Origin of the sequence: Pseudomonas sp. MWU16-30317 (genome assembly GCF_020515695.1) — a bacterium.
GTDB lineage: Bacteria > Pseudomonadota > Gammaproteobacteria > Pseudomonadales > Pseudomonadaceae > Aquipseudomonas.
The window spans coordinates 110,680-131,094 of record NZ_JAIWJA010000007.1; the positions used below are offsets into that span (position 1 = coordinate 110,680).

The 20,415-nt window shown below is 60.5% G+C and carries 20 protein-coding genes; all 20 read right to left on the bottom strand.

Going from position 1 to position 20,415, the window contains the following annotated elements:
- Nucleotides 1-21 precede the first annotated feature (21 nt).
- On the bottom strand, nt 22-1,044 hold the full coding sequence (gene fliG, locus LIX93_RS19735) for a flagellar motor switch protein FliG (RefSeq protein WP_226505745.1): 1,023 nt from the start codon (nt 1,042-1,044) through the stop codon (nt 22-24).
- A complete protein-coding gene (fliF, locus tag LIX93_RS19740; RefSeq protein ID WP_226505746.1) occupies nt 1,037-2,851 on the bottom strand; it encodes a flagellar basal-body MS-ring/collar protein FliF in 1,815 nt (604 codons plus the stop codon). Before fliF ends, fliG begins: the two co-directional genes overlap by 8 nt.
- Before the next feature lie 14 nt (nt 2,852-2,865).
- Nucleotides 2,866-3,198: a flagellar hook-basal body complex protein FliE gene (fliE, locus tag LIX93_RS19745; RefSeq protein WP_226505747.1), complete on the bottom strand. Its 333-nt coding sequence runs from the start codon at nt 3,196-3,198 to the stop codon at nt 2,866-2,868.
- Nucleotides 3,199-3,313: 115 nt separating this feature from the next.
- Nucleotides 3,314-4,747 (bottom strand): sigma-54 dependent transcriptional regulator, encoded by a 1,434-nt coding sequence (locus LIX93_RS19750; protein ID WP_226505748.1) that lies wholly within the window; start codon nt 4,745-4,747, stop codon nt 3,314-3,316.
- Between the two features lie 5 nt (nt 4,748-4,752).
- Nucleotides 4,753-5,964 (bottom strand): ATP-binding protein, encoded by a 1,212-nt coding sequence (locus tag LIX93_RS19755; RefSeq protein WP_226505749.1) that lies wholly within the window; start codon nt 5,962-5,964, stop codon nt 4,753-4,755.
- Between the two features lie 244 nt (nt 5,965-6,208).
- On the bottom strand, nt 6,209-7,690 hold the full coding sequence (locus LIX93_RS19760) for a sigma-54 dependent transcriptional regulator (protein WP_226505750.1): 1,482 nt from the start codon (nt 7,688-7,690) through the stop codon (nt 6,209-6,211).
- Between the two features lie 169 nt (nt 7,691-7,859).
- Nucleotides 7,860-8,162 (bottom strand): flagellar protein FliT, encoded by a 303-nt coding sequence (locus LIX93_RS19765; protein ID WP_226505974.1) that lies wholly within the window; start codon nt 8,160-8,162, stop codon nt 7,860-7,862.
- A 49-nt stretch (nt 8,163-8,211) separates the two neighbouring features.
- Entirely contained in the window at nt 8,212-8,598 is a 387-nt protein-coding gene (fliS, locus tag LIX93_RS19770; protein WP_226505751.1) for a flagellar export chaperone FliS, read from the bottom strand.
- Between the two features lie 127 nt (nt 8,599-8,725).
- Nucleotides 8,726-10,123 carry a flagellar filament capping protein FliD gene (gene fliD / locus LIX93_RS19775; protein ID WP_226505752.1) on the bottom strand — a complete coding sequence of 466 codons (1,398 nt, stop codon included), beginning with the start codon at nt 10,121-10,123 and terminating at the stop codon, nt 8,726-8,728.
- 81 nt (nt 10,124-10,204) lie between these two features.
- Nucleotides 10,205-10,564: a flagellar protein FlaG gene (locus LIX93_RS19780; RefSeq protein ID WP_226505753.1), complete on the bottom strand. Its 360-nt coding sequence runs from the start codon at nt 10,562-10,564 to the stop codon at nt 10,205-10,207.
- Nucleotides 10,565-10,643: 79 nt separating this feature from the next.
- The gene (locus tag LIX93_RS19785) at nt 10,644-11,498 is read right to left on the bottom strand and encodes a flagellin domain-containing protein (RefSeq protein ID WP_226505975.1); all 855 of its coding nucleotides are present in this window, start codon (nt 11,496-11,498) and stop codon (nt 10,644-10,646) included.
- 227 nt (nt 11,499-11,725) lie between these two features.
- On the bottom strand, nt 11,726-11,992 hold the full coding sequence (locus LIX93_RS19790; RefSeq protein ID WP_226505754.1) for a hypothetical protein: 267 nt from the start codon (nt 11,990-11,992) through the stop codon (nt 11,726-11,728).
- Nucleotides 11,989-13,278, bottom strand: a complete 1,290-nt coding sequence (locus tag LIX93_RS19795; RefSeq protein WP_226505755.1) for a 6-hydroxymethylpterin diphosphokinase MptE-like protein — start codon at nt 13,276-13,278, stop codon at nt 11,989-11,991. The genes LIX93_RS19790 and LIX93_RS19795 overlap by 4 nt, the downstream gene beginning before the upstream one ends.
- A gap of 101 nt (nt 13,279-13,379) precedes the next feature.
- Nucleotides 13,380-14,309 (bottom strand): ketoacyl-ACP synthase III, encoded by a 930-nt coding sequence (locus LIX93_RS19800; protein ID WP_226505756.1) that lies wholly within the window; start codon nt 14,307-14,309, stop codon nt 13,380-13,382.
- Between the two features lie 310 nt (nt 14,310-14,619).
- The gene (locus tag LIX93_RS19805) at nt 14,620-15,747 is read right to left on the bottom strand and encodes a DegT/DnrJ/EryC1/StrS family aminotransferase (protein WP_226505757.1); all 1,128 of its coding nucleotides are present in this window, start codon (nt 15,745-15,747) and stop codon (nt 14,620-14,622) included.
- A complete protein-coding gene (locus tag LIX93_RS19810) occupies nt 15,744-16,142 on the bottom strand; it encodes an FdtA/QdtA family cupin domain-containing protein (protein WP_226505758.1) in 399 nt (132 codons plus the stop codon). The genes LIX93_RS19805 and LIX93_RS19810 overlap by 4 nt, the downstream gene beginning before the upstream one ends.
- Entirely contained in the window at nt 16,139-17,698 is a 1,560-nt protein-coding gene (locus tag LIX93_RS19815) for a glycosyltransferase family 61 protein (protein ID WP_226505759.1), read from the bottom strand. Before LIX93_RS19815 ends, LIX93_RS19810 begins: the two co-directional genes overlap by 4 nt.
- A 9-nt stretch (nt 17,699-17,707) precedes the next feature.
- Entirely contained in the window at nt 17,708-18,637 is a 930-nt protein-coding gene (locus LIX93_RS19820; protein WP_226505760.1) for a phytanoyl-CoA dioxygenase family protein, read from the bottom strand.
- Nucleotides 18,638-18,769: 132 nt separating this feature from the next.
- Nucleotides 18,770-19,330 carry a UDP-4-amino-4,6-dideoxy-N-acetyl-beta-L-altrosamine N-acetyltransferase gene (pseH, locus tag LIX93_RS19825; protein ID WP_226505761.1) on the bottom strand — a complete coding sequence of 187 codons (561 nt, stop codon included), beginning with the start codon at nt 19,328-19,330 and terminating at the stop codon, nt 18,770-18,772.
- Between the two features lie 28 nt (nt 19,331-19,358).
- Entirely contained in the window at nt 19,359-20,411 is a 1,053-nt protein-coding gene (pseI, locus tag LIX93_RS19830) for a pseudaminic acid synthase (RefSeq protein WP_226505762.1), read from the bottom strand.
- Nucleotides 20,412-20,415: the final 4 nt, after the last annotated feature.

Here is a 20,415-nt window from a genome sequence, read left to right on the forward strand (position 1 = left end):
CCACAACGGTGGAGCCACCGATCAGATCATTTCCTCGCCGCCTTTGCCACCCAGCACGATCTCGCCGGCTTCGGCCATACGGCGGGCGATGGTGAGGATTTCCTTCTGCGCGGTTTCGACGTCGCTGACGCGTACCGGGCCTTTGGCCTCGAGGTCGTCGCGCAGCAGTTCCGAGGCACGCTTGGACATGTTCTTGAAGATCTTTTCCTTGACCCCGTCGTCGGCACCCTTGAGCGCCACCACCAGTACGTCCGAAGACACTTCGCGCAGCAGCGCCTGGATGCCGCGGTCGTCGACGTCCTTGAGGTTGTTGAAGACGAACATCAGGTCTTCGATCTGACCGGACAGATCCTCGTCCACTTCGCGGATCGAATCCATGAGCTGGCCTTCGACCGAACTGTCGAGGAAGTTCATGATATCGGCTGCGCGCTTGATACCACCCAGCGTGGTCCGGGACGTGGTCGAGTTGCCGGCGAACTGCTTCTCGAGGATCGTGTTGAGTTCTTTCAAGGCCGCAGGTTGCACAGTGTTGAGCGACGACACCCGCAGGATGATATCCAGGCGCACCTTGTGGTCGAAGTGCCCGAGCACCTCGCCCGCCTGATCAGGGTCGAGATACGCGACCACGATGGCTTGAATCTGTGGGTGCTCGAAACGGATGACGTCGGCCACGGCACGCGGCTCCATCCACTTGAGGCTGTCCAGGCCGCTGGTGTTGCCACCCAGCAGGATGCGGTCGATCAGACCGTTGGCCTTGTCTTCGCCCAATGCCGAGGTGAGCATCTTGCGGATGTAGGTGTCCGAGCCGACGCCGAGGCTGGTCTGGTCGCCCACGCTGGCGACGAACTCGGTCATCACCTGCTCGACCTGTTCGCGGTGCACGTTGCGCATCTGCGCCATGGCCACGCCCACTCGTTGCACTTCCTTCGGGCCCATGTGCCGCAACACTTGGGCCGCGTCGGTTTCACCCAGCGAAAGGAGGAGAATGGCGGCCTTGTCGACCTTGGTCAGTTTGGGGGCAACTATGGCCTGATTGCTACTCATCGGCGTTAATCCACTCTTTCACGACCTGGGCCACACGGCCCGGATCTTCAGCCACCAGACTTTTGATTGCATTCAACTGCGCGTCATAACCTTCGCTAGGGCTTGGTAGCAAGATGCTCTGCGGCCCGCCAAGGCTGACGCGATCGTCGGCCACATCACCCATCATGCCACCCGCAAAGCCGCCACCGGCCATGCCGGCGCCCATCATCGCGCCGTCACCACCGGAGGCCGCCAGGCCCTTGCCGCCCTTGCCACCACCGGTGATGTTGTTGAGCACCGGGCGCAGTACGCCGAACACCAGCACCAGGATGAACAGCACACCCAGGGCCTGCTTGACCACATCCCAGAACCAGGGCTGCGAGTAGAACGGAATGCTCGGGATCACTTCACCGGTATCGGGTGCGAATGCCGAGTTGATCACCGTCACGCTGTCGCCACGGCTGGCATCGAAACCCACCGCGTCTTGCACCAGGCGTGTAAAGCGCGCCAGATCTTCGGCGCTCCACGGCGTGTGAGTGACTTCGCCATTGGCGGCGTTGACCTTGGCCTGATCGTCCACCACCACCGCCACCGACAGGCGCTGCAAGCGACCCTGCTGCTGACGGGTGTGGCTGATGGAACGGTCGAGCTCGAAGTTCTTGGTCGACTGCTGACGCTTGTCGGCCGGATACGGCGCGAGCATCGGCTGGCCTGTGGCCGGGTCCATGATCTGCTGGCCGTTGGCGTCCACCAGCGGTTGCCCAGGCTGAATCGCCGTGGCAGCGCCCGCCGCCCCGCCTGCCGTGGTTTGCGGAGCAGTCGCAGGGGCCGGCGGCTGGTTGCTCAAGGCTCCCGGCACACCCGATGGGCCGCTGCTGCTGGAACGCTGCTCGGTGGTCGATTGCTCGCTGCGCAGTGCCGGTTGATCGGGGTTGAACTGTTCGGAGGTCGATTCCACGGCGCTGAAGTCGACCATGGCCGAGACTTCCGCCTTGTAGCGATCGTTGCCCAATACCGGCGCCAGAATGCTCTGCACACGCTGGGTCAACATGCCTTCCATACGCCGGGTATAGTCGAATTGCTTGCCGGCCATGGCCAACTCGGAGCTGCCGCCTTGGTCGGACAACAGGTTGCCCTTCTGATCGACCACAGTCACGCCGGACTTGTCCATTTCAGGGATGCTGGTAGCGACCAGATTGACGATCGCCATCACCTGACCAGGATCGAGGGTGCGGCCGCCGTACATCTCCACCAATACCGAGGCGGTCGGCTTGCGCTCGTCACGCACGAACACCGAGCTTTTCGGAATCGCCAGGTGCACGCGTGCGGCGCGGATGCCGTTGAGGCTGGAAATGGTGCGCGCCAATTCGCCTTCGAGGCCGCGACGGTAACGCGTCGCCTCCATGAACTGGCTGGTGCCCAGGCCCTGGTCCTTGTCGAGAATTTCGAAACCGACGTTGCCATCGCCCTGTACTACGCCGGCGGACGCCAGCGCCAGACGTGCTCGGGACAGGTCCTCGGCCTTGACCAGCAAGGCACCCGAGGTCGGCTCGATGTTGTAGCTGATATTGGCGGTAGCCAGGGTGTCCATCACCTGCTTGGTGTCCATACCCGCCAGACTGCCAACCAGCGGACGATAATCCGGCTGTTGCGACCACAGGACCACGGCAAAACCGATGGCCACACTGGCAGCCAGCCCGACCAACAGGCCGACCTGCCGGAGCACCGGCATCTTGGTGATGTTATCCAGGAAATTCAGGCCCGGCAGGGAACTCTTGCCCCCTGCGCCGCCTGCTTTTGCCGGTACGTTATCCACTGCTTCAGCCATGACTCAATTCGTCCTCAGACCGGCATCTGCATGATGTCTTGGTAAGCTTGGACCAGTTTGTTGCGCACTTGCGTGAGCGCCTGGAAGGAAACCTGGGCTTTCTGCGACGAAATCATGACGTCGGTGATGTCCACACCGCTCTTGCCGATCTCGAAGGCGTTGGACAGCTGATTCGAAGCTTGCTGCGTTTCGTTGACCTTGCCCACGGCATTGCCGAGCAGATCGGCGAAGCTGCTGCCACTGACTTCCGGCACAGCCGTCGCAGCCTTGGCCGACGAACCCATGGCTTCGGCCTGCATGGCACGCATGTCCATCATCAAACGGTTGAATTCAATACCTTGGCTCATGGACATCTCTCTTTGCCGGTCCGCAATTTTTTGACACTGGTACAGCGTCTGTCAGTAGAGGTAGCAACAAGGGTGCCAGCTCTCCAGAACAGCGATACAAATTCGATACGAATCGTTAGCTAGCGAACAAAAACGCCTCGACGTCCATGCCCGCGTCGCGCATCTGCGCCAGTTTGTAACGCAAGGTACGGGGGCTGATACCCAGGCGCTCGGCCGCCTCCTTGCGCCGTCCGCGTTCGGTGCGCAGGGTATCGATGATGACCTCGAATTCGCGTCGCCGCAGATCGTCACCCAGGCCGCTGACGGCCTGAGGTTCATCTTCCGCCTTGCTTGTCGGGATTGAAACATTGGGAGCGCGCAACAAGGCAGGGGCCCCGACCGGCGGCAGGTGAACACTGCCGATAGGCCCGGCCAGGCAGAAGTCCTCAGCCCGGATCACCCCGCCCTGCTGCAGGATCAGCGCACGTTGAATGGCGTTGTCCAGTTCGCGCACATTACCGGGCCAGGCGTAACTGACCAGGCAGTCTTCAGCGTCCTCGCACAGCCGCACGGGCGCATGCTTCATTTTATTGACGTGCTTGGCCAGCAGCCGCTCGGCCAGTGGCAAAATATCGGCGGTCCGCTCGCGCAAGGGCTTCCACGCCAAGGGGAAAACCGACAGACGATAGTAGAGGTCTTCGCGAAAACGCCCGGCCGCCACTTCCCCGGCCAGATCACGGTTGGTGGTGGCGATCACACGGATGTCGAGGGTAATCGGCTTGCGCCCACCCACTCGTTCCACTTCCCGCTCTTGCAGCACCCGCAGCAGCTTGGCTTGCAGGCCCAAGGGCATTTCGGAAATCTCGTCGAGCAACAGGGTACCGCCGTCCGCTTGCTCGAATTTGCCCGCCTGGGCAGCGATGGCGCCCGTGAACGAACCTTTCTCGTGGCCGAACAAGGTGGCCTCGAGCATGTTATCGGGGATGGCTGCACAGTTGATCGCTACAAATGGCTGAGTGGCGCGCCCCGATTGTAGATGAATGTAGCGGGCCAGCACTTCCTTGCCGGTGCCGGATTCGCCGGAAATCAACACGGTCGAATCGCTGCGGGCAACGCGTGCTGCCAGTTCGAGCAATTGTGCGCTGGCCGGCTCTTGCGCCACCGGACCGTCACCGTCGTTATTCTGCACGCTGCCCAAGGCGTGGCGCGCCACCAGATCGAGCAATGTGCGAGGCTCGAACGGCTTGACCAGATAATCCGCCGCCCCTTGGCGCATGGCGTCGACCGCACGCTCGACGGCGCCATGGGCCGTCATCAACAGTACCGGCAATTGCGGCTGCAAGGCACGCAGACGTGCCAACAGTTGATGGCCATCCATGCCGGGCATGTTGACATCGCTGATCACCAACCCGAACGCTTCGCCGGTCACCGCCTGCAAGGCGTCCTCTGCGCAGCTCACGGCGCGGTAGGCGCAGCCGCCCAGTTCGAGGGTATCGCCGAGGGCTTCGCGCAGGGCGCGGTCATCCTCGACCAGCAATACCTTGATTTCTCTCTGGCCTGTGGCTTGCATCGACCTTACTCCTGAGTGGCGAACAGCGGCAGCGTCACCATGGCGCGGGTGCCGCGGCCAGGACGCGAGCGCAGTTGCAACTCGCCCTGGTGCGCACGCGCCACGGCCTTGACGACTGCCAGCCCGAGGCCGGTGCCAGTCGTCTTGGTAGTAAAGAAGGGTTCGCCCAGACGCGCCAGGGTCTTTGCATCGATGCCGCTACCGCTGTCGGTGACGCACAGGCGCAAGGTATTGGCGCGTCGATACAGGTGCACCTTGATCCGCGCCTGGCCGCCACTGGCCTGCACCGCGTTTTCGATCAGGTTGAGCACGGTGCCGACCAGCGTATCGCGGTTGCACAGCAGCTCGCCCTGCACAATATCGCACTGCCAACGTACCTGCTGGCCCTCGAGCTGAACATGAGCGGCCTCTCGCAACGCGTCGAACAGCGCGTCCGGCGTCAAACGATCGTTGAGCGGCAGCTCGCCACGGGCGAACACCAACATGTCACGCACCTGGTGCTCGAGTTCGTGCAGGCGCTCCTTGAGTCGCCCGGCAAAGCGCTGCTGGGTCTCGGCCGGCAGGATCTGTTCGGTGAGGTGGCTGGCGTACAGCAGTGCCGCCGACAGCGGCGTGCGGATCTGGTGCGCGAGTGATGCGACCATGCGCCCCAGCGAGGACAGCCGCTCGTGGCGGGCCAGTTCGCCCTGCAGGCGGCGGGTTTCCGTCAGGTCGTTGAGCAGCACCAACTGACCCGGTTCGGCGTCCAGCGAACGGGTGGCGATCGACAGCCGCCGACCATCCTTGAGGGATATCTCGTGACCGTCATCCTCGCGTGGCGAGAAGCAGCGACTGATCACATTGCGCCACAATTCGCCCTCCAGAGGCTCCCCTAGCAAGTCGGCCGCCGCCGGGTTGGCCTCGCGTACCTGGCCGTGGGAATCAATGACGATCACGCCCCCCGGCAGCAGGTTAAGCAGACTCTGCAAGCGGTTGGCGATGACTTCTTTCTCCGCCAGTTCGGCCATGCGCTGAGCACTCACCACCGCCAGCTCGCCCTTGAGTTCAGCGACCCGGGTTTCGAGCAGGCTGTAGGACTCGCTGAGCTGGCTGGACACCTGGTTGAACAGCGCAAACGCCTGCTCCAGGCTAGGCCGTTCGGCAGCCTGCGGGTCAGGAATGGCGGTGGCTGTGAAGCCAGCTGGCGGGATCGAAGACATGGGGGCGGCCTGGGACATCTTGCTCTCTCATGTGGGCTCACCGTCAAAAACGGTATCGTCCTTGAGACATAGCAATAGCCGTGCCGGAACATTTGGACTGTGACAGGGTTCGCAAACTGCTTTGCATCAAACAGCTTACAAAGTAGAAATTCCCAATGAAATCAGGTACTTGTAGGGGCGCCAGAAAGGCGTTGGAGAGGGGCAATAAAACCTTGCATGACCACCGGTCCGCTATCGCTACCGGTGGTCTGCAAGTCTGGCGTCAATCCTCCGACTGATCGTCGCCTTCACCGTTACCGCGACTCATGCCGTATTTGCGCATTTTTTCCACCAATGTGGTACGGCGGATACGCAAGCGTTCGGCAGCCCGGGCAACGATGCCATTAGCGTCGTCCAGCGCTTGCTGGATCAGACCTTGCTCGAGGCCACCGAGGTAGTCCTTGAGGTCCAGGCCTTCAGGCGGCAGCATGGCGCTGGAGGCGAAGTCCGGGGTGTGACCGTTGATGGCCACGCGTTCTTCGAGGTCGCTGCGCAGGCTGTCGACGAGTTGCTCGTCTTCGTCGTCGACGTAGCGGAATTTCTTCGGCAACTCGGCAACGCCGATCACACCATAGGGATGCATGATCGCCATGCGTTCCACCAGGTTGGCCAGTTCACGGACATTGCCCGGCCAGCCATGACGGCACAGCGACATGATCGCCGCAGAGTTGAAGCGAATCGAACCGCGCTTTTCGTGTTCCATGCGCGAGATCAGTTCGTTCATCAGCAACGGGATGTCCTCGACGCGCTCGCGCAACGGGGCCATCTCGATGGGGAATACGTTGAGACGGTAATACAAGTCTTCGCGGAAGGTCCCGACCTCGATCATGCTCTCGAGGTTCTTGTGGGTCGCGGCAATGATCCGTACATCGATGCTCTGGGTCTTGTTGCTGCCTACACGCTCGAAGGTACGCTCCTGCAGTACACGCAGCAGCTTGACCTGCATCGGCAGCGGCATATCGCCAATCTCGTCGAGGAACAGCGTCCCGCCGTTGGCCAGCTCGAACCGCCCGGCGCGGCTGGTGATGGCGCCGGTGAATGCGCCCTTCTCGTGGCCGAACAGTTCGCTCTCGAGCAGCTCTGCCGGGATCGCCCCGCAGTTGACCGGCACGAATGGCGCGTCGCGGCGCTTGGAATGGTAGTGCAAGTTGCGCGCGACCACTTCCTTGCCGGTACCGGACTCGCCGAGGATCAGCACGCTGGCGTCGGTATCGGCCACTTGCTGCATCATCTGCCGTACATGCTGGATGGCACGGCTGGTGCCGACCAGGCTGCGGAACAGATTGGGCTCGCGCTGACGTCCACGCTCACGGGCCTGGTCGTACATCTCGCGATAGACCTGGGCGCGATGCAGGGAGTCCAGCAGCTTGCTGTAGCTGGGCGGCATTTCAAGGCTGGAGAGGACGCGGCGACGCTGGTCGTCAGGCAATTCGGCCGGCGAGACATCCGACAGCAGGAGCACCGGGAGGAATTCATCCCACGTGCCCAAGGTCTTGACCAGGGCCTGCAAGCCGCCCGGAGCAGTCACTGCGCCGATCAGTACGCACAGGACCTCACGACTGGAGCCCAGCCCTTCGACCGAGTGCTGCCAATCCTGACTGGAGCAGGACAGGTTGTCTTCGCCGAGGAAATTAAGAATGACCGCGAGGTCGCGCCGACGGACGTTATCGTCATCGATCAGCAGGATTTTGGTTTCACGCCACATGCAATAGCAACTTCCCTAGTCAACTCGACGCCCAGAAGGGGCTAGCTCGACGTATTTGGAGGCCGGTTCAGCTCTTTGACGACTGAACCTTGCCAACAGCCACTAGTAAAGTCAAAAAAATGGTCATAGTCAAATTTATGGCGACTTTAGTACCCACTTTCAAACACGACTAGCCGAACAAATGGTATACCTTCGCCGCGTTGTTCGCTTGGCGAATCTGCATGACCTCGTCAAACAAGGCTTGACGTTCGCCCGTCGCGGCGTCGATCACGGTTTTGTAGACAAAAAGCAGTTTTTCCAGACTGTTACGTATTTCACCCTCATGCGCCTTGAGGTCGGGTGCCCCCGTCAACGCGTCGACGCAATCGCGGCACGCGAGATCAAGCTGGGCGATAGTCGACCAGTCACGACGCTCCAGCGCGCCCTCCATCGCTTCGCGGGTTTCTTCGATACGCTGCATTGCAACCGACATGGCGGAGACCTCAGGGGCTTGCGGACTGTCAGGCATCTTGAACACCGGACTATGCGACAGGAGCGATGGCATCCCAACCTTCCTTGACCGTGATCATCAGGCCAGCGACTTCGTCGATGATCTTGGGATCGGTCTTGATATTGGCTTCAGTCAAGCGCGTCATCATGTAGGTGTAGAGGCTATCGACACGGGCCACTTGCTGGGCCGAGTTGGTCATGTCCAGGCCTTCACGCAGGCCGCCGATCAGGGCGACGGCACGAGTGATCGCCAGGCCTTTGCCGGGCACATCCTTGCGTGCGATGGCGCCTTTGGCCTGGGCCAGGCGATCGAGCACGCCTTGCATCAACATTTGCACCAGACGATGAGGACTGGCCTCGGAAGTCTGCGCCTGAGCAGTGACGTTCTGGTATTGCCGAAGAGCTCGCATCGGGTTCATTTGCTTGCCTCACCACAACTGAAGTGACTTGTATATTCTCTGTATCGACGCAAAGCGACAATACTTTAGCCAAAAAGTCAAAAGCCCGGCACATGTCTGCACATGGCCGGGCTTTTGCTGAACGACATCAGGATTTCGAAGCGTTCAAGCTATCGAAGAACGACGTGATGCTGGTGGCCTGCGCTTTCATCTGACCTACCAGGGTGTCCATGGCGTTGTACTTGGCCGTGAGGGTTGCCGTGAACGATTCGACGTGCAGGTCCAATGCGGTCTGCTTGTCGGCCAGGTCCGACTTGGTCTTGTTCAGCTGAGTGCTGCGCTGATCAAGAATGCCTCCCGTCTGCGTATACGGAGTCAATACCGCGGTCATTTTTGCAACCACACCGTTGGTACCGGAGAACATCGCCTGCACCTTGCTGCCCAGCCCCTTATCGGTCATGGCAGTGCTGAACGCGGTGCTGTCGAATTTCAGCTGGCCGGTGGTGAAGTCAGTGGTGATACCCAGCTGCGACAGCACCGTCAGGCTCCCTGAAGTCGTACTAGGCGTCGTCAGCACACTGCTCAACGCGGCCTTCAACGAGCGCGGGAGCGAATCGCCTGTCAACGCACCACTGACTACGTTGCCGTCAGTGTCGGTCGTGGTGGCCGTCAGCGAATTCACCGCCGTGAGCAGCGTGTTGTAGGCGGTCACAAACGACTGAAGCGAGGATTGCAGCCCGGAGGTGTTGGTGGCCACGGTAACGGTCGCCGGATTGCCGACGTTGGTTGCCGTCAACGTCATGCTGATGCCGCCGATCGCACTGCTGACGGTATTGCTGGAGCTGGTCACGGACAAGCCATCGACCGTCAGCGTGGCGTCCCCGCCCTGAGTGATGTATCCACCCGCCGAGCTGGAACTGGAGAACGCAGTGGTGCCATCGACCGCCAGCTCGGGGATCCCGCTCATGGTCAGGTTGTTGCCCGCCCCCGTGGTCGAGGAGGTCAATACCAACCGCGAACCACTGGTGTCGGTGATGATGTTGGCAGTAATGCCTTTGGACTGCAGCGAGCTGTTGATCGAGTCACGCACCGTCTGCAGAGTTGCGCCGGAACCGACCGCCACGCTGTAGTTAGTGCCATTTTGACTGATCTGCAAGGTACCACTCGAAATAGCACTGGCTGAACCGCCAGAGAACGACGCGCTGGCTATTTTCGATGCGGTCGCCAGCTTTGACACTTCAATGCTGTAACTACCGGCCACGGCAGTGTTGTCCGCCGTCGCAGTAATTGTGCTGCTCGATGACGTCGCGGCAAACGCGTTGAAAGCCGGAGTAGTGGTACTGCCCAGGGTGGTCAAAGCGGTTTGATACGCAGCCATGGCACTCTTGAGCGTGCCGACAGCCGAAATGCTCGCGGTGTTCTGTGTGGTGCCAGTCGTGATCTGCGTCTGCGCCGCCAGCTTGTCCGAGTCGACAAGAGCGGACACGATCGAGTTGATATCCAGACCCGAGCCCAGGCCCGTGGATGTGGTAATAGGACTCGTCATGTGGATCTCCTAGAATTATCGCCGGTCTTTTGACCTGCGCACGCCTGCGTATCAGCGTGAAAACACTTTGCGTGCCAGTTCTCAGACTTTGCCGTTGAACAGCACGCTACCTTGCTTGCTCATGTTATCGGCCAGCTTGAGCGCTTCTTCAGTCGGCATCTGACGAATGACCTCGCCCGTCTCGGTGGACACCACCTTGACGATCGCAATGCCATGCACCTGATCAATAGAAAACTCCAGGTCACGCTCGGAAGCCTTGATGTACTGGTCGATCGCCTTGACGGCAGACTGAACATTCGCAGCGTTCACGGACGGATCCGCGGAGTCGGTAGAGGCCCCAGTGACGACAGTCGATACAAGCTTGTCGGCCGTACCGGTGGTTTCGCTCGAAGGCTGTGTCGCTGGTGTATAAGCAGTATTGAGCTTGACGTTCACGTCCATTTGCAGGACCTCCAAAAGAAAAAAAGCGAGAGAGCACGCTGAGCGCCCTCTCCCGCCGAAGCCTAAGCTTTAAACAGTCTTACTGGAGCAGTTTCAGTACAGCGGATGGCAGTTGGTTAGCCTGTGCCAGTACTGCGGTAGAAGCTTGCTGCAGAGTTTGCTGTTTGGTCAGGTTAGCAGTTTCCGAAGCGAAGTCGGTGTCCTGAATACGACCCAGTGCAGCAGTTGCGTTCTGGTTCACGTTTTGCAAGTTGGAGATGGTGCTGGTCAGACGGTTTTGCGAAGCACCCAGGTTTGCACGAGTGGAGTTGATGGTCTGCAGAGCGGCGTCGATAGCGGTGATCGCAGCGGAGGTGTTCGCTGGAGCACTACCAGTAGTACCGCCAGTACCAGTGATCGAGATGCTGCTGCCGACACCCAGGGTGTTGGCGTCGAAGCTGGTGCTCAGGGTCAAGGTAATGGTGTTGGCCGAACCGGTGTTCGAACCGACTTGCAGGTTCATGGTGCCAGCCGAACCGTCCAGCAGGTTTTTGCCGTTGAGGTTGGTCGACGACGAGATACGGGTCAATTCAGCCGACATCTGGGTGAATTCAGCGTTCAGTGCAACGCGGTCGCTGGAGCTGTTCGAGTCGTTCGCAGACTGCACGGCCAGTTCACGCATACGCTGCAGGATCGAAGTCGATTCTTGCAGAGCGCCTTCAGCGGTCTGAGCCATCGAGATACCGTCGTTGGCGTTCTTGATTGCTACGGTCTGGCCACGAATCTGGCTAGTTTCCTTGGTAGCGATCTGCAGGCCGGCGGCGTCATCTTTTGCGCTGTTGATTTTCAGGCCAGAAGACAGACGAGTCATGGAGGTGGTCAGAGCATCGGAAGCTTTGTTCAGGTTGTTTTGAACGGCCAAAGATGCAACGTTGGTGTTTACGCCTAACATAATGAATTCCTCGTGGTTTGGGTACTGGTCCGGCCCTGGCTACAGCCGGTGTGGCCTAGAGAACCTTCGTAATAGTTATCGTCGTGGTGGGCGTTTGCTTGAGCCCTTTTTCAAAGTTTTTTTGCCGTTTTTGCCAGAACCCGTGTAAATCAAGGCCCCGAACAAACTTTGACGCCAAAAAAACTTTCACGACGATCCGTTGCCCTGTGAACCGCGTCACACTCCGAGGCTTACGCCTCTTCCTGCGCCAACAGTTGCAGCAGATCTACTTCCAAGGTATCGGCCAGTCCCAACCAATCTTGACGCTCTTGTGCCTGTAATAATGCATTCAACACCACGGGGCATTGCCGGGCCACGTCAGGCGGGCAGCCCACCAGCGCTTTGATCAAACCGTCGAAGATTTCAACCATCCGCAGCGCCGCTTCCACATCGCGCCCAAGGCGAAACAGTGCTGCACACTCGCGTACCTGATGCTCAAAGGCGAGATCGACACTCATGCCACGAACTCCGGGTGGTAGTGCGTCCCGGCGATCAGCGCGCCGTCCCGACTGGTATTGAAGAACTGCACCTGCGGATGACGGGCGATGAAGCGCTCCAGCTCCAGCAGGTAACTGCGAAAGTTGAGCTGGGTCTTGACCCGCTGGCCGTGGCCGTCGTGCAACCAGTAACGCGCGGCCTTCACCGACGGGCCCAGTTCGCTGTCGAGCCAGCCGGCGTGGGTCTTGTCATGGGGAAAGGCAAAGTCGGCGCCGAACAGGGTGATCCGTCGGGCGCCCATCTTCACCGCCAGGTCCACGGCCGGATGCAACACGCTGCCTGCGGTATGCAAGCTGCCGCGAGGCAGGCGCTGGCGCATCGCGTCGAACAGCGGGCTGGCGGAATAGCCTGCATAGCGTGGGCCCTGCCAGCGCTGCAGGACATCCGCCGGCACCAGCGGCAGGTACACCAGCGTCACCGCCTGGGAGTCGTCTGGCGGCAGATAGCGCTCGCTGATCAACTGATCGACGCTGACCACCAGGTCGGGGACGATGCCCTGTTTGCGCAGCGGCCGGTACGCCGTGTCGACGCAGATGATCAACGGCCGCTCGGCCCGTGCTGCAATCGCCTTGAGCGCCGCGAAATGCTGTTCGAGGCTCGGCCCGGTGGCAATCACCAGCACCTCGCGCCCCTGCAGGGTATCGAACAACCGGGCCACATCGGGGTCGCTGCGTACTAGTGTTTCGGTCTCTTGCAGGCGCTGAAGCAAATGCGGTTGCGCGGCCGCAAAGTGGCGGTTGTTGAAGGCCAGGTGGGTCTCGCTCACGAGGCGATCGCGCATACGTGCATTGAAATCATCGGCCAGCACCATTTCGCCAGGCAGGGCGAAGAACGGCAAGGCCATCTCGACTTGCTCCCCCGCCAGGCTCAGCTCGACCCGCGGATCGCCGAGCCACAGGCGCTGGTCGAGCAAGCCCAGAACCATCACGAACAGCGCGCTGTTGACGATGTACACCTGCAAGGTCCGCAGCGCTGGACGCTCGAGCAAGACCCCCTGCAGATCGCCCAGAGCCGTCCCGTACAGATGCACCACCGTACTGTCGAGCGCCAGGCTGTCGGCCTGCAACCGCGCCTCGCCTACCCGATCGTAACGGCTGGTCAACTGCACCCCGTCAATGCTCAGGGTCGAACCACAACCCGTGACCCGCGGCGACAGGGCCGTGAGGTCCTCGCCTTGCAGCCGCGCCCACAGCGCCGGCCAGCGGCGCTGGAGGACCTCCCCGTTAGCCTGGAATGTTTCGTTCATGGTGCTGTGGTTCCCTGAAAACGACTGCGCCCAAGGTTAACTCACCTTGGGCGCAGACACACGGCTGGCGGGGCTCCCGGCGTTGCGGGAGCGAGCGTGGCTCAAGGCCGATAGATGATCGCCGAGCCCCACGACAGACCGACACCGAAGCCGCTCAGGGCCACGCGCTTCCAGCTGGAGTCAAGCACGTGCTTTTCCAGCAGCAGCGGTACGCTGGAGGACACCGTGTTGCCGGTTTCGAGCATGTCCTTGACGAACTTCTCCGGCGGCGCAGCTTCGAACCGGCGAGCCACGGCGTCGACGATCGCGGCGCTGCCCTGGTGGATACAGAAGGCGTCGATATCGTCAGCACTGAAACCCGACTCATCGAGCAATTCGTGCAAATGCGCCGGCACTTTGAGCAGGGCGAAGTTGAACACCTGACGACCGTTCATGAAGAACACGCCATCGCTGACCTTCAGGTGCGGCGCGCCGGAGCCGTCGGTGCCGAATTTGGCCTTGCCCAACTGCCAGGGAGCATCTTCGCCCATCCAGGTGGCCGTAGCGGCATCGCCGAACAGCATGGTGGTATTGCGGTCTTCAGGGTCGACGATTTTCGAATACGGGTCGGCGGTGATCAGCAGGCCGTTCTTCAGGCCTGCGGCCTCCATGAAGCCTTTCATCGCGTAGAGGCCGTAGACATAACCCGAGCAGCCCAGGGAGATGTCGAACGCGGCGACGTGGGTCGGCAAGCCAAGCTTGTCCTGGACGATCGCGGCCGTGTGCGGCAGGCCTTCTTCGTCGCCGTTCTGAGTGACGACGATCAGCGCGTCGATGGACTCGCGCTTGAGTTGCGGGTTGTTCGCGAACAGGGCGTTGACGGCCTCGACGCACAGGTCGGAGGTTTCTTGCGTGGCGTCCTTGCGTGGCAGGAACGCCGAACCGATCTTGCCCAGGATGAAGTCTTCGTCCTTGGCAAATTTGGCACCCTGCGCGTAGTTATCGACGCCGGCCTTCGGCACGTAACTCGCTATGCTTTTTATGCCAATCATTCTGGCTTCCCAATAATAAACCGCTGAATATCACCCCTCGGATGGATCGAGGGGCCGACAGATACCGGCGCCGTGCGGCTCACAAGGGGCAGCAACCGACGGTGCCAAGGCGCGAAGGGTCGGCCATTCGGCCACGCAGCTACTTCAACGCCCACAAAAACATGACAATGGGATGCACTTCGTGACCCATAGGTCACGCCAATATAACGTCTGTGTCGTATTTTGTGACATTTTGCACGAAGGTTTAATGCACGAGGAGCAATTGCAGGCGGATGCCACGGCGCGGCAAGGCGAAGCCCACGAGGGGCCCCTATCGATCGTTCATGAAGCGATTCAGAGTATCGATCAGTCGCGCCTGCGCCGCGTCGCCCAGCGTGTGGTACAGCGGAATCGACAGAATCTGCTGGTTCTGCGCGGCCTCTTGCGCCCGCGCCGGTATCTTCAATTGGCGGTATGGCGGGTGCTCGGCAATGGTCAGCGGGTAGTGAATGTTGGTCTGGATGCCGTGGCCGGTCAGGTATTCCTTCAGAGCATCACGGTAGCGGCAAGTGACCACGAACAGATGCCAGACATGGCCCTCACGGTCCGTGGCCTTGGGCACGTTGATCAGCGGATTGCGGATCTGCGCGCTGAAACGTTCGGCAATGACGCGACGGCGCTCGGTGTCGGCGTCCAGCCGGGCCAGCTTGACCCGCAACATAGCCGCCTGGATTTCATCCAGACGGCTGTTCACCCCCGCGTACTCATGCTGGTATTTGATCCGCGAGCCGTAGTTGCCCAACGCCCGCACCAGCGTCGCCAGTGCCGCGTCGCCGCACACCACAGCCCCTGCGTCGCCCAAGGCACCGAGGTTCTTGCCCGGATAGAAACTGAACGCCCCGGCGTCACCCCAACTGCCCGCCTTGCGCCCCTGCAAACTGGCACCGTGAGCCTGGGCGCAATCTTCCAGCACCAACAGGCCATGCTGACGGGCCAGCGCCATTATCTCGGGCATCGGCGCCAGTTGTCCGTACAGATGCACCGGCACAATCAAGCGGGTCTTGCCGGTAATGGCCGCCGCCACTGCACCGACGTCCAGGTTGAAAGTGGCCAGATCGGTATCCACCAGTACCGGCGTCAGGCCGTTTTCGGCGATGGCGGCAATGGTGGCGATAAAGGTGTTGTGCTGCACGATCACCTCATCACCGTCGCGCAGCCTGCCCTGCTCTTTCCAGGCACGAATCACCAGCGTCAGGGCATCGAGACCGTTGGCGACCCCCACTGCGTGGCTCACGCCGCAATAACCGGAAAAGTCGGCCTCGAAGCCAGCCAGTTCCTCGCCCATCAAGTACCAACCCGAATCGATGACCCGCGCACAGGCCGCCTTCAACTCATCCGCGTATTCGTGATTGATGGCCTGCAGGTCAAGGAAGGGAATCGTCGTTGCCGTTGTCGTCACAGGTTCACCATGCTTTGGAACGTTGCATAATCGCGCACATAGTCGGCTTCGTCATAGAGGCTATCGGCGAGCACCATCAGCACACAATCGGGGGAAAAGTCATACATCACTCGCCACAGGAATGACTCGATCAACAAGCCTTGGCAAGGGTTATCAAGACGGAAGTCGATTTTCTCCTTGCCGTCATCGAGCAGGAAACGGCACGAGCCGCGCACCGCGACCGCGACCTGTTTCAAGGACTTGTGCGCATGATGGCCGCGCTCGACCCCTTCCCCCGTTTCGAACATGTAGTACACACGCTTGACCTGAAAAGGAATGTTCTTGCCTTCTTCCAGAGCGATCAACGAGCCGCGGTCGTCACCGTGGGTCTGCAACTGCAAAAACTGAATATTCATCGAGAGTGTCCAGGACGGGAATCGACTTCACCGATTGTCAGCCATCGCACCACGGCCTCGGCATCGATCGAATAGCCTTTGTAGTAAAGCTCGCGAGAAGCCACCGTATTCGCCTGATAGCGGATGTAGTTCATGTCGACCCCGACAATGTCAGCCAGGTTGGAATAGCACGACAGCGCGCCGATCTCTTCAGCCATCCAGCACAGCGCCCTGGCGCCTGGCGAGGCAAAGATGATATTGGTCCACGCCGCGCCCGTTGGCCCGACGATGATATCGGCGTTGGCCATGATTGCCACTTGATGGTGGATATCCTGCTCTTCCATGTAGACGCACTCGAACCCCAGTGGCTCGAGACATGCCAGGATTTCAGCCTGGTTGTAAGGCCGCAGAAACCCCTTGCGCCCCAGAAACACTCGTTTGGGCAGCGCCGTCCGGTCAATCTCGGCCGCCAGCGACAAGCCTTTTTCACGCAAGAAGCCGATGGATTCAGGCCGGGAAAAATTGTAGTTGGGCTGGCAATGCGCCGAGCCTTTGTAATTGAAGATGCCGTTATTCGGCGCACTGATCATCAACAGGTCCCCGACGCAGTACGAAGCGACGCTCTTGAGCAGCACTAACGGACGGGTAATGCCCATGGCGTCCAACATGGCCTTGATCGCGGGAATGCTCTGGCTATGTTCGGAAATCAACAGCGGATAAGCGTCATATTCGCCGGGCAGCTCGCGCACGAATTGTAGCTGGCTGAGGATCTCCAGCACCCAATGGTAGTAGTTGGTCTCGGTACCGCCGCTTACCAGCACCCCGCGCTCCAGGTACTCCGGGGCCGTCCCCACTCGCGCCAAGGCGAAAGCGTCGCCATGGAAGACCAGATGCCCGGTGCTGTAGTCGGCGCTGTCGATGATCGCGGTGGTGACGCGCTCATTGATCAGGCGTCCCGCAGGGAGGATGACCGTGCGCGAAATAGAACGGACCTGCCCATCGGCAAAACGATACAACGCCACTTCAGGCACGGTGATGGCGGTGGCCGGCACTTCTCGCCCGACGTCATGTGGCCCCTGCACGCTGCCCGCCTGGGCCTTGCGAAACACATGGACCTTGTTCGCCTCGGCCTCATCGAGCCATTGCAGGGCAAAGCGTTTGACGTCGCTGTTTGCAGCAAACATATGCGTGTACAGCAGATCGGAGACCCACCCCGGACGTCGACACAGCAACACGTAGCCAAACTGCTCGAGACGCGAGCGCAGGCGCTGGAATAAACCTGGCTTGGTCTGGTGATGAAAGAAAACGCTGACTTTATCTGCGCTGATCGCCAGTTCATTGACCAGTTGCGGATAAATCTCCTGGTAGTAATCGCTGGCGATGATGATCTGATCAAACACCAGCTCGCTCAGGCGTGCAGGCGCGTAAATGACTTTACCGAACAGCGCCTGCCCCTGTTTTTCACGGTTGTTATCCACAAACCCGATCACGTCGAGGCTGCCACGGCTGTTGCGATAGAAATTGACCCCGCCGGCGCCGGTGCCAAAGATCAACGTTCGGTTTTTTTTATTTGCCATCACGCGCGCTCAACCCTTGTTGATAATGTTGCCACGGATCTGCGCCACGCCTTTTTCATCCAGGTCGCGTCGTGTGCGGATCGGTGTCAGCTCGCCCTTGATCAGGCAATTGATGTCATCAATAGCGGTCCTTTTGCTATTCCCGTTGGACTTGCCCAGCAAGTAGCGCAGCGACAGGCGAAACCGTTCCGACTCATGGGCCACCGGCCGAGTACCGTGCAGGACGCAATTGTGCCAAAGCCCGACATAGCCGGGGCCGCCAATCAGCTTCTGGTCGCGGCATTGCAAGCTGTTGCCCTGCTCATCGCTGTACAGCCAGCGGTCGCCTTCCAGGTGTTGCAGCCGATGGGGGAACAGCGTGGCGCCTAGCCGGTGACTGCCGGGCATCAGGTGCAGAGGCGAATCATGTTCGGTGACGTCATGCAGATAGACATACAGCGTCATGAAGGTGGAAGGGTCCAGTTCCACTCGCCCTTGGGGCCAATCGATGATGTCCTGGTGGAAGTCGATGCCGCGAAAATAAGTGATGTCACGCATGGGCTTCTTGATATAAGGGCCCAGATTGGCCACGTTGACGTCACGGATTTTCTCCCGTATCCAGTCCGGCAGCCAGGCATCGGGTACCCCGCACACGGCTTTCTTGACCACGACTTCGTAGTCATCGCCCAGCAGTTCATCGAGTACGGCGCTCAGGCGTGGATCCTGCTCGATGAATTGCAGCTGCGACTCGAACTGATTGAGGAAGTTGAACGTCCTGGTAGGGTTGGCGTTGAAATGGTTTTCTTGCGCCAGGTACTCGGCCTCGTCCATGAACAGGCTGGCGTCGAAAACCCGGGCCTTGATCATTGCCTGGTAAAGGGCCTGGGTGCGAGGCACGTCGAGGATTTCCCCGAACACGTGTGCGCCCTGCTCCATCAGGTTGTCGACGCAGGTTTGCATGCTCTCTATCGCCTACCGTTGCTGTTGATCTCGGTTATCTTATCGGCTTGCCAGGCGCGACATTGATAGCCACCGTGAAAATTTCCCGAGTGCAGGCGCGGGGTCGGCGAATCGCCGGAAACCGCAGTCGACTCATGCCGACCTCTTGCCTTGCAAACGGTGAATCAGAGGCTCGAGCGACGGCCGCCTGGCTTGCCACTCATCCCGAGTGATACCCAGCATCACGACGTCAAGGCGCTTGCCGTCCTTGAGGATATTCTGGCGGCGGACCCCCTCCCGTACAAAGCCGAACTTCTCATGCATGCCGATGACCGCCGTATTGCTGTGCAGCACTTCGCAATTGAGTTTTTCGAGGCCCGCGCCATCGAAAGCATGATCGAGCAGCCAGAATTCCACGAGGCTGCCAAAGCCCTTGCCCTGCACCTGCGGGTCCAGGTAGAACGCCCAGTCGGCGGTCTTTTGCGTGGCACTGATAGCGTTCAGCGAGACGATGCCGATGGGCTGCTCGTCGAGCATGACCACAAACACCGACTGGCGCGCGTTGCCCCTCAATGAGTCGAGCCAGGCCTGATGTTCGACCTCGCCGATTTCATGGGAGGTGTACATGTACCTGCGCACGTCCGGCTGATTCCTCAACTGCCGCACACGCGCCTGAACGTCGGCGTCAGCGTCCAGCAAGGGTAAAAACTGCATGGGCTATCTCCCTGTATGGATGAGGCGGTCAGTCCACCATCGGCCAATCCAGCGCCGTACCGCGCTTGAGCGAATGGCGGGCGCGACGCCCCATCAGGCTGTCGAAGTGCTTGGGCGGCAGGCCAAGGCCCGGTCGAATGGCCCGCAGATTGTCGGCACTGAACGCCTCGCCAGCGGCCATATCGCGCACCACATAGAGCGAACGGCGGTAAACCAGAGACTTCTGCTCGGCAGTCGTCGGGCCGTAATGCACCCGGCCCAACGCCTGCCACGCGCGCTCGGTTTCGACCACCAGGCTGTGCATTTCGGCCGGTTCCAGCGAGAAGCTGGCATCGACGCCGCCGGCTGCTCGGCTCAGGGTGAAGTGTTTTTCTACCACCGTCGCGCCCAACGCTACCGCAGCAACGGCCGCGCCCACGCCCATGGTGTGATCCGACAATCCGACCTCGCACCCAAACAGCTCGCGCAGATGGGGAATCGTGCGCAAGTGGGTATTGAGTGGCTGAGCCGGATAGGTGCTGGTGCACTTGAGCAGCAACAGATCACGACAGCCCGCTGCCCGCGCCGCACGCACGCTTTCATCCAGCTCGGCAACGCTGGCCATGCCGGTGGAGATGATCATCGGCTTGCCGGTCGCGGCCACCCTCCGGATCAGTGGCAAGTCGGTATTCTCGAAGCTGGCGATCTTGTAGGCAGGCACCTCGAGGCTTTCGAGGAAATCCACGGCGGTTTCATCGAACGGCGAGGAAAACGCCAACATGCCGTGGGACTTCGCGCGCGCGAAGATCGGCCCGTGCCATTCCCACGGGGTATGCGCCTGCTGGTACAGCGCGTACAGCGAGGTATCCGCCCACAGGCTGTCCGGGTCGCTGATGCGAAACTCACCTTCGTCCATGTCCAGGGTCATGGTATCGGCGGTGTAGGTCTGCAATTTGAGCGCATGGGCGCCCGCATGCGCGGCGGCATCGACAATCGCCAGCGCGGTGTCCAGCGACTGGTTATGGTTGCCGCTCATTTCGGCGATGATAAAAGGCGCTGACGCCAGGCCGATATCGCGCGAGCCGATCTTGAAACTGGTCATGGCC